13 protein-coding genes and 1 pseudogene are annotated in these 16,624 nt (G+C 61.3%); 4 read left to right on the top strand and 10 right to left on the bottom strand.

What is annotated here, in order from left to right:
- Positions 1-61 precede the first annotated feature (61 nt).
- On the top strand, positions 62-1,489 hold the full coding sequence (arcD, locus tag ACEN8Z_RS25610; RefSeq protein WP_495596063.1) for an arginine-ornithine antiporter: 1,428 nt from the start codon (positions 62-64) through the stop codon (positions 1,487-1,489).
- On the top strand, positions 1,486-2,349 hold the full coding sequence (locus ACEN8Z_RS25605) for a DNA-3-methyladenine glycosylase family protein (RefSeq protein ID WP_495596062.1): 864 nt from the start codon (positions 1,486-1,488) through the stop codon (positions 2,347-2,349). Before arcD ends, ACEN8Z_RS25605 begins: the two co-directional genes overlap by 4 nt.
- 130 nt (positions 2,350-2,479) lie before the next feature.
- Here the strand turns inward: ACEN8Z_RS25605 and ACEN8Z_RS25600 are convergent, their stop codons facing one another.
- From ACEN8Z_RS25600 to gap, 10 genes and pseudogenes are all read right to left on the bottom strand, one after another.
- Positions 2,480-3,829, bottom strand: a complete 1,350-nt coding sequence (locus ACEN8Z_RS25600) for a CoA transferase (RefSeq protein WP_495596061.1) — start codon at positions 3,827-3,829, stop codon at positions 2,480-2,482.
- Between the two features lie 173 nt (positions 3,830-4,002).
- Positions 4,003-4,758 (bottom strand): methyl-accepting chemotaxis protein, encoded by a 756-nt coding sequence (locus ACEN8Z_RS25595; protein ID WP_404942368.1) that lies wholly within the window; start codon positions 4,756-4,758, stop codon positions 4,003-4,005.
- Between the two features lie 102 nt (positions 4,759-4,860).
- A pseudogene (locus ACEN8Z_RS25590) lies at positions 4,861-5,868 on the bottom strand (methyl-accepting chemotaxis protein); the annotation flags it as partial.
- Positions 5,869-6,341: 473 nt separating this feature from the next.
- Positions 6,342-6,731 (bottom strand): YbaN family protein, encoded by a 390-nt coding sequence (locus tag ACEN8Z_RS25585; RefSeq protein WP_495596060.1) that lies wholly within the window; start codon positions 6,729-6,731, stop codon positions 6,342-6,344.
- Positions 6,732-6,889: 158 nt separating this feature from the next.
- Positions 6,890-7,498, bottom strand: coding sequence for a biliverdin-producing heme oxygenase (locus tag ACEN8Z_RS25580; protein ID WP_495596059.1), 609 nt, complete (start codon positions 7,496-7,498; stop codon positions 6,890-6,892).
- A gap of 112 nt (positions 7,499-7,610) precedes the next feature.
- A complete protein-coding gene (locus ACEN8Z_RS25575; protein ID WP_495596058.1) occupies positions 7,611-10,175 on the bottom strand; it encodes a TonB-dependent receptor in 2,565 nt (854 codons plus the stop codon).
- Between the two features lie 122 nt (positions 10,176-10,297).
- The gene (locus ACEN8Z_RS25570) at positions 10,298-11,263 is read right to left on the bottom strand and encodes a FecR family protein (protein WP_495596057.1); all 966 of its coding nucleotides are present in this window, start codon (positions 11,261-11,263) and stop codon (positions 10,298-10,300) included.
- 100 nt (positions 11,264-11,363) lie between these two features.
- Positions 11,364-11,891, bottom strand: coding sequence for an RNA polymerase sigma factor (locus tag ACEN8Z_RS25565; protein WP_495596056.1), 528 nt, complete (start codon positions 11,889-11,891; stop codon positions 11,364-11,366).
- Positions 11,892-11,968: 77 nt separating this feature from the next.
- On the bottom strand, positions 11,969-12,433 hold the full coding sequence (locus ACEN8Z_RS25560; protein ID WP_495596055.1) for a methylglyoxal synthase: 465 nt from the start codon (positions 12,431-12,433) through the stop codon (positions 11,969-11,971).
- Positions 12,434-12,582: 149 nt separating this feature from the next.
- Complete coding sequence (gene gap, locus ACEN8Z_RS25555; protein WP_007996007.1) at positions 12,583-13,584, bottom strand: type I glyceraldehyde-3-phosphate dehydrogenase; 1,002 nt, start codon at positions 13,582-13,584, stop codon at positions 12,583-12,585.
- A gap of 220 nt (positions 13,585-13,804) precedes the next feature.
- Here gap and edd point away from each other — a divergent pair, with 220 nt between their 5' ends.
- Both edd and ACEN8Z_RS25545 read left to right on the top strand, forming a co-directional pair.
- Positions 13,805-15,631 (top strand): phosphogluconate dehydratase, encoded by a 1,827-nt coding sequence (edd, locus tag ACEN8Z_RS25550; protein WP_495596054.1) that lies wholly within the window; start codon positions 13,805-13,807, stop codon positions 15,629-15,631.
- A complete protein-coding gene (locus tag ACEN8Z_RS25545) occupies positions 15,628-16,587 on the top strand; it encodes a glucokinase (RefSeq protein ID WP_495596053.1) in 960 nt (319 codons plus the stop codon). The genes edd and ACEN8Z_RS25545 overlap by 4 nt, the downstream gene beginning before the upstream one ends.
- The last annotated feature ends 37 nt before the right edge of the window (positions 16,588-16,624 follow it).

Raw genomic sequence — 16,624 nt, 5'->3', positions numbered from 1 at the left:
ACGCTCGTTATGTGACGATCTCGCGGCACTTGTCGCCCCCCAGAGAAATGGAGATGCAACGATGTCGCAATCACCGAGCAAGCTTCGCCTGAGTGCATTGATCGCGTTGGTGGTGGGGTCGATGATTGGCGGCGGGATCTTTTCCCTGCCGCAAAACATGGCGGCCAAGGCCGATGCCGGGGCGATCCTGATCGGTTGGGCGATCACCGCCGTCGGCATGCTGACCCTGGCGTTCGTATTCCAGACCCTGGCCAATCGCAAGCCGGAGCTGGACTCCGGGGTGTACGCCTACGCCAAGGCCGGGTTCGGCGACTACATGGGCTTTTCTTCGGCCTGGGGGTACTGGATCAGCGCCTGGCTGGGCAACGTCGGTTACTTCGTGCTGCTGTTCAGCACCCTCGGTTATTTCTTTCCGGTCTTTGGCGAAGGCAACACGCCAATCGCTATCGTCTGCGCTTCGCTGCTGCTCTGGACGGTGCATTTTGTGGTGATGCGCGGGATCAGGGAGGCAGCGTTCATCAATCAAGTGACCACCGTGGCCAAGATTGTGCCGCTGATCATGTTCATCGTGATTGCCGCCGTGGCGTTCAAGGCGGACGTCTTTACTCTCGATATCTGGGGGCGCAACAACCCGGAATTCGGCAGCGTGATGGATCAGGTCCGGCACATGATGCTGGTCACCGTGTTCGTGTTTATCGGGATCGAGGGGGCCAGTGTCTATTCGGCCCGGGCGGAGAAACGTTCCGACGTGGGCCGGGCGACGGTTATCGGGTTTCTTGGGGTCTTGGCGCTGCTGGTGCTGGTGAACGTGCTGTCGCTGGGGATCATGACCCAGCCGGAGTTGGCGAAACTGCAGAACCCCTCGTTGGCCGCGGTGCTTGAACATATCGTCGGCCCTTGGGGGGCGTTGCTGATCAGCGTCGGCCTGGCGATCTCGCTGTTGGGGGCCTTGTTGTCCTGGGCGCTGCTGTGCGCCGAAATTCTGTTTGCCACGGCGAAAGACAAGACCATGCCGGCATTCCTGACCAAGGAAAATGCCAACCGTGTGCCGGTCAATGCGATGTGGCTGACCAGCTCGATGATCCAGTTGTTCCTGCTGATCACGCTGTTTTCCGCCGGCACCTACACCAGTCTGATTTATCTGGCGTCCTCGATGATCCTGGTGCCGTATCTGTGGTCGGCGGCCTATGCGGTGTTGTTGTGCGCGCGGGGTGAAACCTACCAACAGGCACCCGCCGAGCGGATCAAGGATCTGCTGATCGGTGGCATCGCTCTGGGCTACGCGGTGTGGTTGCTGTATGCCGGGGGCCTGAAGTATTTGCTGCTGTCGGCGTTGCTGTATGCGCCGGGTGTGATCCTGTTTGCCAAGGCACGTCATGAGCAGGGCAAGCCATTGTTCACGGTTGTCGAGAAAGGCATTTTCACCTGTGTCATCGGTGGTGCGGGGCTGGCGGCTTTTGGGTTGTACAGCGGGGTGCTCAGTCTGTGAGGTTGTTGCTGGCGTACCAGCCGCCCTATGACTGGCCGGCGTTGCTGGGGTTCTTGTCGGCGCGGGCGATTGTTGGCCTGGAAACGGTGGTCGAGGGTGTTTACTCGCGCAGCATCGACTTGTATGGCGTTCACGGTACGTTTTCGATCCAGCCTGCTACATCCGATGCACTTGAGCTGACCCTGGATTTTCCTGACCCGGACGCCGTACCTGAAATTGTCGCAAGGCTGCGGCGGATGTTCGACCTGGATGCCGACTTGTCGACGATTCACCGGCACCTGGCGGTTGATCCGCTGATGGCACGGTTGATTGCCGAGCGCCCCGGGTTGCGAGTGCCGGGGGCGTGGGATGGGCTGGAACTGGCGATCCGCGCGGTGCTGGGGCAGCAGATTACGGTAGCGGCGGCGATCCGGTTGGCGGGGAAGCTGCTGGCGCAATACGGTGTGCCGTTGAGTTCACCGCAGCCGGGATTGAGCCATGTGTTTCCCACGGCTGAGGTGCTGGCGGGGGCGGACCTGGCGACGCTGGGCATGCCGAAAAGCCGAGGCCGGACGTTGTCGGGGGTGGCTCAGGCATTACTCGATGATCCGCGGTTGTTCGAGTCCGGCCGGGAGGGGAGCGTAGCGCGGTTGCTGGCCTTGCACGGGGTTGGTGACTGGACGGCGCAATACATTGCGTTGCGCCAGTTGCGGGAGATGGATGGGTTTCCCAATGGCGACGTGGGGCTGATCAATGCGTTGGCAGCGCTGGAGGGTGGGCCGGTAACGGCGAAGCAGCTTTTGTTGCGGGCTGAGGGCTGGCGGCCTTATCGAGGGTATGCGGCGCAGGTGCTGTGGACGTCATTGAGTCGGGCGGACTGAAAAGATCCGGGTTATGTGTTGCCTTTTCTGGCGCCATCGCGAGCAAGCTCGCTCCCACAGTTGATCGTGGTCGTCCTCTAGAACTCGGTCACCTGTGGGAGCGAGCTTGCTCGCGATGGCTATCTGAAGTTCACCACCACTGCGCAGGATGTGAACCCAGTTCCGTTGCCGGAAGCGCCCACTGCAAAGGCGTCGCGGTGATCTTCAAAGGCGCGAGCAACCGATGCGCCGGTCCCCACGGTGTTTGCTCCACGAACATTCCCTGATCCTGCACATCTTCCGCGCGTAACGCCTCGCCCGTCCCGGCCCCAGCCTCGATCAACAGCTTCGCCGTACGCGCCAACGACAATCGCGCCGAGCCGCCTGTACCGTCGCTCAACCGTTGCGCCAACAACCTGATCGCACTGGCCGCCATCAAGTACCCGGTGGCGTGATCAAGCGCTTGTACGGGGAGTGGTGTCGGCTTGTCGGCACTTTTCCAGCACATGCCCGCTTCGGCGATGCCGCTGCTCATCTGCACCAGGCTGTCGAAGCCCCGACGGTTTTGCCAGGGGCCGCTCCAGCCATAGGCATTGAGGCAAACATCAATCAGCCCCGGGTTCAGTTGCCGGCGCTCATGCATGCCCAAGCCAAGCCGCTCCAGTGCATCGGCACGATAACCGTGGAGCAGAATGTCGGCGTCCCTGAGCAAGCATTCGAATATGTCGCGGTCGGATTTATCGTTCAGATCAAGACGCGCGCAGCGTTTTCCCAAAGTGACTTCCGGCACCACCCCCGGCTCGTTCCAGGTCGGTGGATCGATGCGCAAGACATCGGCGCCGAGGCCGGCCAGAAAGCGGCTGGCAATAGGGCCGGCAAGCACCCGCGTCAAATCCAGCACCTTGATGCCAGCCAGTGGCCGGGCCACTGACCCCATCCACGGTTGGCTACTCTGGCTTGGGTGGTTGGCGAAATGAATCAAGGGTTCGGCATTTACCGCCTGGCCTTGAGGATGGGTCTGCCATTGCTCCCAAGTGCGCATTTCGGCGGCACAACCACCAGCATCGACCACCGCCTGCTCAAGTTCGCTTTTCGTCCATTGCGCCACTTTGCCGGTCATTGCTGTGCGGTCGGTGCAGGCGCCGAGCACGCTTTCGGCAGCGGCGCGGTGATGGGGCGCGTTGGTGTGCAGGCGAATCCAGCCATCACAGGTGGCGTAGTCACCGGCGACCGCATCCCACAGCGGCGGAACGCTCCAGCCTGTCGGGCGAATCGAGGTCGCGAACCAGAAGGACGCCAGGCGTCGGTCTACTTCAAGGTCGGGCAGGCGCCCGGTTTGTTGGTGCAGCAGTTCGCTGGCGGCCTGTCCGGCGGCGGCAATGCTGGCGCAGGCCAGGTCAGTGACAGCAAACGCCGAGGGCAGGGCGCCGCTGGAGGTGAAAGGAATCGGAGTGTGAGGCAAACCGAGTGCGGCTTGAATGGACGTGAGCAGATCAGTCATCGAAGGCCCTCCGGAGCGAGAGCCTGATCTTAGTCCAAAAGTTTCCAGGTCAGATGAAATCCTTGTGGGAGCGAGCTTGCTCGCGATAGCAGACTTTCAGTCGACATCAATGTTGAATGTCAGTCCGACATCGCGAGCAAGCTCGCTCCCACAGAGGATCTTCGGTCGGTTCTTTAAACGCGGAACTGATCCATCAACTTCATCTGGTGAGTGGTCAGGGAATTGAGCTGGCTGCTGATTTGCGCCGATTCAGTGGCCTGGCCGGTCAGGGTTTCGGTGACGGTGCGGATCGCCGAGACATTGCGGTTGACCTCTTCGGCCACGGCGCTTTGCTGCTCGGCGGCACTGGCGATTTGCAGGTTCATGTCGCTGATCACGGTGACCGCGTCGCTGATTTTGCCCAAGGCCTGGACCGCCTGCTGGATCTGCCCGGCGTTGCTGTGGGCCTGGGTCTGGCTTGAATGCATGGTGGCGACCACGCCGCGGGTGCCGGACTGGATGCGCTCGATCACCAAGCGAATTTCTTCTACCGAATCCTGGGTACGCTTGGCCAGGTTACGCACTTCGTCGGCCACCACCGCGAAGCCGCGACCGCTTTCACCGGCACGGGCGGCCTCGATGGCCGCGTTGAGTGCCAGCAGGTTGGTTTGCTCGGCAATACTGCGGATCACTTCCAGCACCGAACCGATCTGCTCGCTGTTGACCGCCAGGGCTTCGACTTCGGTCACGGCCTTGCTGACCTCCTCGGCCAGTTGATTGATGTCGCGGGTGCTGCGCTCGATGATCGACATGCCGTCGCGGGCCGACTGGTCGGCACCCTTGGCGGCGTTGGCCGCGTTCGAGGCGCTGTTGGCGACATCGTGGGCAGTGGCGCTCATTTCGTTGGACGCCGTGGCGACCTGGTCGATTTCGCGGAACTGCACCTGCATGCCTTCACTGGTCTGGCGGGCAATCTCGGACGACTGATCGGCCGTGCCGCGGGCGTCGGTAATGCTTTGCTTGATCTGCGCAATGGTCGGTTGCAGCTTGTCGAGGAAGCGGTTGAACCAGCCCACCAGCTCGCCCAACTCGTCTTTCTTGCTGTAGTGCAGGCGCTGGGTCAGGTCGCCGTCGCCACTGGCAATCGCCTTGAGCATTTCGGCCACGCTGTTGATCGGTCGGGTCACGCCCGACGCGGTGAGCCACATCAGCAGCAGACCGAGCAGGCCGGCAATCACCGCCACCGAAAGGGCCTTGATCGTGCCGCTTTGCTGGGCATCGTCGAGCACTGCTTGCAGCTTCACCGAGTCGGCCAGCAGCACTTGTTTGGGCAGGTCGATCACCACGGCCCAGGCCTTGGCATCGGCAATCGGGCTGACCGGGTAAACCGCACGGATCAGGTCGCCTTGCTGGAGAATCTTCGGGGCACCGCTACCGAGCAATTGCAGGATGTCCTTGCCATCCGCGCCCAGGGTGTCGCCGATGCTCTTGCCGACTTTCGCCGCATCGACGCTGTAGGCGGCCATTACGCCAGTGCCGGAGACGATCAGCATGTGCCCGGCGTTGTTGAACAGTTCACGCTGGGAGCCGACCGCCGCCGCTTGCAGGGCGTCGAGGGCGATGTCGATACCGACCACACCGATGGACTTGCCATTTTCCAGCAGCGGTACGGAAATGCTGGTCATCAACACTTCCTTGCCGCCGACAGTATCGGCGTAGGGGTCGAGCAGACAGGTGCGCTTGCTGTCCCGAGGGCAGGTGTACCAGACGTTGTACGGCGTGCCGCTGAGGTTCAGGGTGGTTTTGGTCATGTCCTCTTCGACCATGATCGTGTTCAGCGACTCACCCCCGGCGCGGCTCCAGTAGGTGGCGTAACGACCGATCTCATTGGACTGGCGCACGGCGTCATTGACGAATTCGCTGTCCTTGCCGTCCAGGCCGTTGGGCTCGAACGCCAGCCAGATGCCCAGCACCTTGCCGTTGCGCTCGAAGGCGGTTTTCAGGCTCTGGTTCAACTCTTCACGCAGGGCGCCAGGCTCCAGCGAGCGCTTGGCGGCCATGGCGCGCATGTCCTTGATCTGATCCGCCAGGGCGGTCACCACCGTCAGGGTTTCACCGAAGGTCTTCTGCACCCGTACCGCTTGCTCGGCGGCTTTGGCCTGAAGCAGGTCCTGCACACTGGCGGTGAGCATTCTGCTGCTGGAATCGTTGACCAGATCATCGTTCTGATTGGTCTGGTAGATGTTCATGCCCACTATCAAGGCGACTACACCCAGCAGGCACAGACCGGACAGCAGGACGATTTTCAGGCGGATGGACAGTGAGTCGAACATAGGGCGAACTCGCGAATGGATGAAGTGTTGGCTGCGAGCCGTTGCGGCTCACTCGCTAAATCCATTTAGCGCCGATCAATGCACATCGGCGTGAAGGCCAGGTTACATGAATGGGGTGCCGACGAACGGTAGTGGTTGAACGTTTGCGCAGAAAAATGTGCCGAAAAGTGCTTTAAAACGAAGAAATATCGCGGAGTTGTTCAGCAGGATTCCGGCAGTGATTCCGGCCGGGACCAGATCCACAGATTGCCCAGCCCCATCCCGGCAATCGCCAGGTAGACCGGCCAGCCGTGCTCGAGCATCGCCAGCATGAGACCTGCACATAACAGCATGCTGACAGTGGCGCTGATCTTTGCCCGGCGCGCGATGATCTTGCCGTTGCGCCAGTTATAGAGGATGGGGCCGAACAGCCGGTGGTTTTCCAGCCAGGCACTCAGGCGCGGCGAACTTCGGGTCGCGGCCCAGGCGGCCAGCAGGATGAACTCGGTGGTTGGCAGGCCGGGAATGACGATGGCGATCAGGCCGATGCCCAGGCTGACATAGGCCAACAGGCCGAAGAGGAGGCGGGAGAGTCTGGAGGAGGTGGGCATGGGCTCAAGGCAATACGTGAGGCGGATCGAAATCTGACAGGCTACGACATCCCCTGTAGGAGCGAGCCTGTTCGCGATGACGGTATTCCAGACAGCATTGTTGTTGACTGGTACTCCGCTTTCGCGAGCAAGCCCGCTCCCACAGGGGCAGTGGTGTGTCAGGCGACTTCTGGCGCGCTGGCGTAAGCCCGCTCCAGCAACACGGTAAAACGGTTGAACGCGTCGATGGCGCCTTTTTCCACTTCGGCTTCTTCTCGGGCGCTGAACGCCAGGCCGTCGAGGGTTTTGACGAAGCTTTTCCAGCCTTCAGCACGGCCGCCGGCTGGTTCGCCAAGGTGACGGGCGCCAAAGGTTTCGCTCAGGCCAAGGCCCACGGCACGCTTGATCAGGAACGCAGCACCGAGCTTCGAACCTTCCGACACAAAGATCCAGCCCAGGGCTTCGGCCTTGGTCGGGTGCTTCAGTGCACCGGCGACGGGCGCCGGCACGTCGGTGTCCAGGTCCGCGAGGTCGGCCTTGGCTGCATCGGCACGGCAGCGCGCCGGCAGGTCCGGGACGATGGTGGTCAGTTCGGCATCGTTGTACAGCGAGACCAGTTCCGACTGGAACAGATACTGCGCCACCACGAAGCGGGCGAAATTGGCCGGGGTTTCAAACGGGGCATGGGCTTTGACCAGGGCATCGAGCTTGCTGTGCGGCTCGTGGGTGATCTGGTTCAAACGCTGTGAACGCAGGTTGGGACGTTGTTCGGTGGCCTGGGTATTCATGGCAATTCCTTGGGGAAAAAAGGCGCTTGGTAACGAGACGAACAAGCAGGCGCCTGACAGTAAAAAATCTTCACCGGGCGGCTTGATGAAACCGCTCGGTGGCAGGACCGGATCAGATGTCCCAGATCACGTTGACCGCAAAGTTGCGACCCGGCTGGGTCAGGCGGTCGAGGTTGGCCGGCTGGGTCACCGACGCTTCGCCGACGCTGTCATAGCCGCGCACGTCATCCCATAGCCAGTATTTCTTGTTGGTCAGGTTGAAGATGCCGCCGTTGACGGTCACGTCGTCGGTCACCTTATAAAAGGCGCTCAGGTCCAGAATGCCGAAGCCCGGGGTCTTGAACTGGGTGCTGGTGCCGTCCGGGGTTTTGAAGCTGGTGCTGTCGACGCGGTCCTGCTTCTTCACCAGGGTCCAACTGAGCAAACCGCCATAGTTGTCCTGGTCGTAACCGAGGCCGAATACGCCGGTCAGCGGGTTGACGCTGTTGAGCGGCTCGCCGTTGTCGTCGTTGCGCCCGTAGGCATAGGCCACCGAGCCCTGGGTGTAGAGGCCCTGCGGGGCACCGAAGGCGTCGAGGTTCAGGCGTCCCTTGACCTCGGCACCCTTGATGGTGGCGCGCTTGATGTTGTTGCTCTGGAACGTGGTCTCGGTGTAGCCGGGTGTGATGGCGTTCTCGTTAATGAAGTCGCGGTATTTGTTGTAGAACACCGCCACGTCAAACGAGCCCTGCTCGAAGTTGCCGCGCAAACCCGTTTCGTAGCTTTTGCTTTTTTCCGGTTCCAGGTCCGGATTAGGCGCGACCCGATAGCCGCCGGCGAGGTTTTCGAAACGACCATACAACGCCTTGGCCGTCGGTGTGCGGAAGCCTTCGGCGTATTGGCCGTACCAGGTGTAGTTATCGTTGAAGCTGTAGGTGGTGCCGAACTTCGGCGACAGACGATGCCAGGTCTTGGTGTCGTCGCTCACCGTGCCATTGCCGCTCTGGTCGGCGGTGGCCAGGAACTCTTCGGTGATGTGCGGCTTGAGCTCGGTGTAGTCATAGCGTGCACTGGGCATGAAGGTCCAGTTGCCCCAACTGATCTGATCCTGGGCGAACAGGCTGTAGCTATTGATGGTCGGGTCCGGGAAGTCACTGGCGGGTGTCAGCGTGTCGAGGGCGCTAGGGGCACCAATGACCCGGCAGGCACCTGCCACGGTCAGGCAGGTGCCGGTACCGGTACGCAGGCCGGTGACTTTGTCCTGCTTGATGGTGGTGCCATAGGTGACGAGGTGTTCGGTGTCGGCGATGGCAAACGACTTGTCAGCCTGGGCATCGAATATCCATTGGCGATCCTTGAAGTTGGTATCGCGGTTACGCAGCACAGTCCGCGACGGCGCGTAGATTTCCTCGGTGCTCTGGTCGGTCTTGGCGATCTGGTAGTTCAGCGTCCACTTGATGTTGTCAGCCAGTGCACTGTCCAGGCCGAAGCTGTGTTCCAGGCCAAAGCGTTCGCGGGTGATCGTGTCGTTGCCGGTGCGGGACTTATAGAAGCCGAAACCACGTCCGGCATTGAACGGGCCACCCACCGCGCTCAATTGATTGGTGTCGCGGTCGGCCTTGTAATTCTCGTAGGTCAGGCCCAGGCGTGCGTCGTCGACGTAGTTCCAGCCCAGTTTGGCCAGCACGCTGGTGGTGCGCACGTCCTGGGGGTTGGCTTCAGTGCGGTTCAGGCCAGTGCCGCCGGTTTCGCCAAAGGACTCTGTTTCATGACCGTTGCGTTGACTGAGATGCAGCAGGCCATCGAACTCGCCGGTGCGGCCGGCGATGGTGCCGGAGGTCAGCCAGCTGTCGTCGGCGGAGCTGTAGCCGGTTTTCAGCCGTGCGCCGACATCCTTGCCCGGTTTGATGATGTCGTCCGGGTCCAGCGTGTAGTAGCTGACGGCGCCGCCAATGGCATTGCTGCCGTACAAAACAGAGGCCGGGCCGCGGAGGATTTCCACACGTTTGACGATTTCCGGGTCGACATAGTTGCGGTTGGTCTGGGCATACGGGCCGTTGAAGAAACCGTCGGGCACCTGCACGCCATCGACCTGGGTCAGCACTCGGTCACCATCGATGCCGCGAATGTTGTAACCCGTGATGCCGGCGCGTTGGCCCGAACCGCCCACCGAAACACCGGGTTCATAGCGCACCAGTTCCTTGATGGTATTGACGTTGTTGCGGTCCAGATCCTCGCGTGTGTAGACAGAGACCGTGCTCGGCACGCTGTTCACACTCTGCTCATTACGGGTGGCGCTGATGGTCACCTGATCCAGATTGAGGGCACCGCTGTTGGCGCGCTTTTCCAGAACGATGCTGTTGTTGCCCAGTTTGCGATAGCTCAGGCTGGTCCCCACCAACAGGCGATCCAGGGCTTTTTCCGGTGACAGGGTGCCGCGTATCCCCGGCGAGACGACACCTTGCGCCAGCTGCGACGACACGCCGACCTGCCAGCCTGTCACGGCGGTAAAGGCATTGAGTGCCGACACCAGTGACTGTTGGGGAATGGCGAACGAGTAGTCGCCCATTTTGCGAGTCGACGGCTCGGTGGCGGTGGCGGCCATGAGCGGTGCGGCGCCGGCCGTCAGGATGGCCGCGGTCAGCAGCGACAGCATGCGGGAAGGTGAAGAGGCTTGGCGGGTGAGGCGAGGGGACATCGATAGCGCTCCGTGTCGCACGAATCTTTATAGGTGCTGATCGGCATGGTTAGATGCGAATCAATTGCATTGGCTATAACGAGACGTACGGGGTTTGGCTATCGAGTAAAAATAATTCTCATTCAGTTCAGGATGACCAGCGCCGGGAATTCCTGAAGCCGTGCCGAGGTGATGTGGGCCAGGGCGCGAACCACGTCCAGCGGCTGATCGAGGCGATAGTTGCCCGTCACGGCGACATCGGCCAACTGCTCGTTGTTGTTGATGATCCAGCCCGGGTAGTAGCGGCGAAGTTCTGCCAGCACCTGGTTCAACGGGCAGTTTTCAAACACCAGTCGCCCCTGGACCCACGCCAGGTCGGTGGCGGCATCCAGCCTGGCCGGGTGGTCGAAACCGTTGGGGCCGATGCGGATACTTTCCCCGGCGGACAAGCGCACCCGCGCATCGTCACGGGTGGCTCGCAAGTCGACATCGCCGCGCTGCACCCGCACCTGTGCCACGCCGTCGAGGTAACGCACGGCAAACGCGGTATCGCGAACGCTGGCCGTGACCGGGCCGGCGTCGATTTCCAGTGGCTGGCTGTGGTTGGCCTGCACTTCAAAAAACGCTTCGCCTTGATACAGGCGGGCAATACGTTGTTGATCGTTGATGGTGCTTGAGAATGCCGAATTGGTATTGAGCAGGACCCTGGAGCCGTCCTCCAGTTGCAGGCGCTGACGCTCCCCGACCACGGTCAGGTGATCGGCCTGCAGGCGCATTGGCAAATTGCTGAAACTGAACATTCCGAGCAGCAGCACGGCGGCGGTGGCCAGCGGTTTCCAGTGCGGACGCAGGCGGGCGAGGACCGTGACTTTCGCGGGACGCGCAGCCAGGCTTTGCGCGCATTGCGCCACTTGCGGGCCGTCCCAGATCGCCTGGGCCTTGGCGAACGCCTGGGCATTCAACGGATCGGCGTCGAGCCATGCGTGGAATTGGCGGCTCTGCTCCTCGTCGGGACTGCCGAGCACGATCAACCAGTCCAGGGCCTGGTCCATCGCACTTGCGGGATCCTGCGCCAGTGAAGGCTCGGGGGAGCGGTGGTTGTCCGTCACGGTGTTTCCTCGGCGGGGGCTTTTTGAGCAGCAGTTTCAAGTTTCAAGCTACAGGCTGCAAGCTAAAGCTCGGTTTGGCGTTGAGCCTGCGGCTTGCCGCTTAAAGCTTGCCGCTGCCGTCATTCCTTTCGGCGACACCCATGCAGATCGACATGATCAGTTTGAGTTCTTTCTGCACGGTGCTGAGGGATACGTTCAGCTTGTCGGCGATTTCCTGATAGCTGTGCCCGTGCAGGCGGCTGAGGATGAAAATCCGCTGCTGGCGGGCGCTGAGTTCACTGAGGCTCACGTTCAGGCGCTCCAGCAATTGTTCGGCATGGGCAGCGTCTTCCGCGCTGCTGGTGGGGGCGGCGATGCTGTGCATCACCTCCTGCGGCACGTCGTCGACCATGGTGCGCGAATGGATGCGCCGCGCGCGCAAATGGTCCAGCGCCAGGTTGCGCGCCGTCTGGAAGACAAAGGGCTCAAGATGATCGATGGCCCGTTCGCTCAACGCGCGGGTCACCCGCAGATAGGTTTCCTGCAAGAGGTCTTCAGCGGTGCTGTGATTGTTGACCATCCGTTCCAGCGTGCGCAGCAGGGAGGTACGCTGGGTGAGGAAAACGTGGTTGAAGCGCGACTGACTCACGGGAGGACCTGATCCATTTCGAGCAAATGATAATGCTTATCATCTACTCGAATGGTCAAGCACTGATTTGTGAAGCTTTACGCACGACCCTGCAAATAGGTCGCGTAATCGGGAATCCGATGGAGGTGTGCCTGATCCATCAGCGGACTGCTGAGCAGATAGTCGGCGCTGCATTCGTTGCACGCCACCGGGATGTTCCACACCGCCGCGACCCGAAGTAATGCCTTGATATCCGGATCGTGGGGCTGGGGTTCGAACGGGTCCCAGAAAAACACCAGCATGTCGACCCGCTGTTCGGCGATTTGCGCACCGAGCTGTTGGTCGCCGCCCAGCGGCCCGCTGATCATGCTGTGCACAGGCAGGTCGAGGCGTTGTTGCAACAACAACCCCGTGGTGCCAGTGGCGACCAGATCATGCTGGGCCAGTTTGTCTTTTTGCCGTTCGGCCCAGTCCAGCAAGAACACCTTGCAGTGGTCATGGGCGACCAGGGCAATACGCTTGCGCGCTGCCATGGTCTTTTGCGTAAAGCTGATGCCGATCATCGATTGTTACTCCAGACATGACACGCACCTTGTAGGAGCGAGCCTGCTCGCGATGGACTGTAGAGCACCGCGGGGCATCAGGTTCCTCGCGTTATCGTTAACGACCATCGCGAGCAGGCTCGCTCCTACAAGACCGGGGGGCGTGCTGCTTATTCTGCGTTGCACAGCGCCAGGCAGTTATCGAGCATGCGGTTGGAGAAGCCCCACTCGTTGTCATACCACGCCAATACCTTGAGCAATTTGCCACTGGACTTGGTGTGGTTGGCGTCGAAGATCGACGACAGCGGGTTATGGTTGAAGTCGCTGGAGACCAGCGGCAGGGTGTTGTACCCAAGGATCTTCGAATGCTGGCTGGCTTCTTTCATCAGCGCATTGACTTCCTCTGCGCTGGCTTCTTTTTTCAGATGCACCGTCAGGTCCACCAGCGACACATTGATGACCGGTACGCGCACCGACATGCCGGTCAATTTGCCTGCCAGTTCCGGCAGTACCAGGCCCACCGCTTCGGCGGCACCGGTCTTGCTCGGGATCATGTTCTGGGTGGCTGAACGGGCGCGGTACGGATCGACGTGATAGACGTCGGTCAGGTGCTGGTCGTTGGTGTAGGCGTGAATGGTGGTCATCAAGCCGCTTTCGATGCCCAGCTCGCGATGCAGCACCTGGGCCACCGGGGCCAGGCAGTTGGTGGTGCACGAGGCGTTGGAAATAATCTGGTGCGACTGGCGCAGAATGTCGTGGTTGACCCCGTAAACCACAGTGGCGTCAGCGCCTTTGGCGGGAGCCGAGATGATCACTTTGCGCGCGCCGGCCGTAATATGCGCGGCGGCTTTGGCGCGGTCGGTGAACAGACCGGTGCATTCGAATACCACATCAATCTTTTCCGCGGCCCAGGGCAGGTCGGCCGGGTTGCGGATGGCGCTGACCGAAATGCGGTCGCCGTTGACGGTCAGGCTTTCCTGATCATGTTGAACATCGGCGTCGAACGTGCCGTGAACAGTGTCGTACTTGAGCAAGTGCGCGTTGATCGCGCTGTCGCCCAGGTCGTTGATGGCGACGATCTGCAAATCCCGGCGATAGCCTTGGGTATAGAGTGCCCGCAGGACATTACGGCCAATACGGCCAAAACCATTGATTGCGATTCGAAGAGTCATATTTCAGCGCCGCCGTCGTTTTGTTGTTGGAATTACAAGATTATTCGCAAAAAAATAGAAAACAAGCCTTTTTAGTGGCAATATTTTGTTCAATCTACAACGAGTGACCTGAATCAACTGGTCCGATTGATCAAGAAAACCGTCTGTCATCCCGTCAACAACGGCTCTTGTTCAGCATAGACAATCAGGTCGCCACATCCGTTAGCCTGGAGTTCTACACATGCATCCCCGCGTCCTTGAGGTCACTGAACGGCTTATCGCCCGCAGCCGCGCCACGCGTGCGGCCTACCTTGCATTGATCCGCGGTGCGGCCAGCGACGGTCCGATGCGCGGCAAGCTGCAATGCGCCAACTTCGCCCATGGCGTGGCCGGTTGCGGCAGCGATGACAAGCACAGCCTGCGGATGATGAACTCCGCGAACATCGCGATAGTTTCGTCATATAACGACATGCTCTCGGCGCACCAGCCGTACGAAGTCTTCCCCGAACTGATCAAGAAAGCCCTGCGCGAGATCGGCTCCGTCGGCCAGTTCGCCGGTGGCACGCCAGCCATGTGCGACGGCGTGACCCAGGGCGAGCCGGGCATGGAGCTGAGCCTGCCAAGCCGCGAAGTGATCGCGCTGTCCACGGCCGTGGCGCTGTCCCACAACATGTTCGACGGCGCGCTGCTGCTCGGCATCTGCGACAAGATCGTGCCGGGCCTGATGATGGGCGCGCTGCGCTTCGGCCATCTGCCGATGATCTTCGTGCCGGGCGGGCCGATGGTGTCGGGCATTTCCAACAAGCAGAAAGCCGACGTGCGCCAGAAGTACGCCGAAGGCAAGGCGACCCGCGAAGAGCTGCTGGAATCGGAAATGAAGTCCTACCACAGCCCTGGCACCTGCACCTTCTACGGCACCGCCAACACCAACCAGTTGCTGATGGAAGTCATGGGCCTGCACCTGCCGGGCGCGTCCTTCGTCAACCCGAACACGCCGTTGCGCGATGCCCTGACCCGTGAAGCGGCGCATCAGGTCACGCGCCTGACCAAGCAGAACGGCGACTTCATGCCGATCGGCGAAATCGTCGACGAGCGTTCGCTGGTCAACTCGATTGTCGCGTTGCACGCCACGGGCGGCTCGACCAACCACACCCTGCACATGCCGGCCATCGCCATGGCGGCGGGCATTCAATTGACCTGGCAGGACATGGCCGACCTCTCCGAGGTGGTGCCGACCCTGAGCCACGTCTACCCGAACGGCAAAGCCGACATCAACCACTTCCAGGCCGCGGGTGGCATGTCGTTCCTGATCCGTGAACTGCTGGAAGCCGGGTTGCTCCACGAAAACGTCAACACCGTGATGGGCCACGGCCTGAGCCGCTACACCCAGGAGCCGTTCCTCGACAATGGCCAGCTGGTGTGGCGCGAAGGCGTGACCGACAGCCTCGATGAAAGCATCCTGCGTCCGGTCGCTCGTGCATTCTCGCCGGAAGGTGGTCTGCGGGTGATGGAAGGCAACCTTGGTCGCGGTGTGATGAAAGTCTCCGCCGTAGCCGTGGAGAACCAGATTGTCGAAGCGCCGGCCATGGTGTTCCAGGATCAACAGGACCTGGCCGATGCGTTCAAGGCCGGTTTGCTGGAGAAGGATTTTGTCGCGGTGATGCGCTTCCAGGGTCCGCGCTCCAATGGCATGCCGGAGCTGCACAAGATGACGCCGTTCCTCGGTGTTTTGCAGGATCGCGGCTTCAAAGTCGCCCTGGTGACCGACGGGCGCATGTCCGGCGCATCAGGGAAAATCCCGGCGGCCATTCATGTCAGCCCCGAGGCCTATGTAGGCGGCGCTTTGGCGCGGGTGCAAGAGGGCGATATCATCCGCGTCGATGGCGTCAAAGGCACCCTGGAACTTAAGGTGGACGCCGAAGAATTCGCAGCGCGCACGCCGGCCAAGGGCCTGTTGGGCAACAACATCGGCACCGGTCGCGAGCTGTTCGGTTTCATGCGCATGGCCTTCAGCTCGGCGGAGCAGGGCGCCAGCGCCTTTACTTCTGCCCTGGAGACGCTTAATTGAAACTGGCTTTGGTCGGTGACATCGGTGGGACCAACGCACGTTTCGCGTTGTGGAAAAACCAGCAACTGGAATCGGTCCAGGTGCTGGCAACGGCAGATTTCCCCAGCCCGGAGGAGGCGATCAGCCTCTATCTCAATGGCCTGGGGCTGGCGCCGGGTTCGATCGGATCGGTGTGCCTGTCGGTGGCCGGTCCCGTGAGCGGCGATGAATTCAAGTTCACCAACAATCACTGGCGCTTGAGCCGCAAGGGTTTTTGCCAGATCTTGCAGGTCGATCAACTGCTGTTGGTCAACGACTTCTCGGCCATGGCCCTGGGCATGACCCGTTTGCAGCCCGGCGAATTTCGCGTGGTCTGCGAAGGCACGCCGGAGCCGTTGCGTCCGGCGGTGGTGATTGGCCCGGGCACGGGCCTGGGCGTCGGCACCTTGCTCGATCTGGGCGAAGGCCGATTCGCTGCGTTGCCGGGGGAGGGCGGTCACGTCGATCTACCCCTGAGCAGCCCGCGTGAAACCCAGTTGTGGCAACACATTTTCAACGAGATCGGCCATGTCAGCGCAGAAACGGCACTGAGCGGCGGCGGCTTGCCGCGCGTCTACCGGGCGATCTGCGCGGTGGACGGACACACGCCTGTGCTCGAAACACCGGAAGCGATTACCGCTGCCGGACTGGCGGGTGACCCGATTGCCTTGGAAGTGCTCGAGCAGTTCTGCTGCTGGCTCGGTCGCGTGGCTGGCAACAACGTGCTGACCACCGGTGCGCGTGGTGGCGTGTACATCGTTGGCGGGGTGATCCCGCGGTTTGCCGATTTCTTCCTTGAAAGCGGTTTCGCCCGCTGCTTCGCCGACAAGGGTTGCATGAGCGACTACTTCAAGGGGATTCCGGTGTGGCTGGTTACGGCGCCGTATTCCGGATTGATGGGGGCGGGTGTGGCACTGGAGCAATCCATCCCCGCTTGAAATGCGCTCAAAATGTGGGAGCGGGCTTGCTCGCGAA

It is taken from the genome of Pseudomonas sp. Pseusp10, from assembly GCF_059492225.1.
The sequence above is the reverse complement of the archived record's forward strand: the minus strand, read 5'-3'. Positions and strand labels throughout refer to the sequence as shown.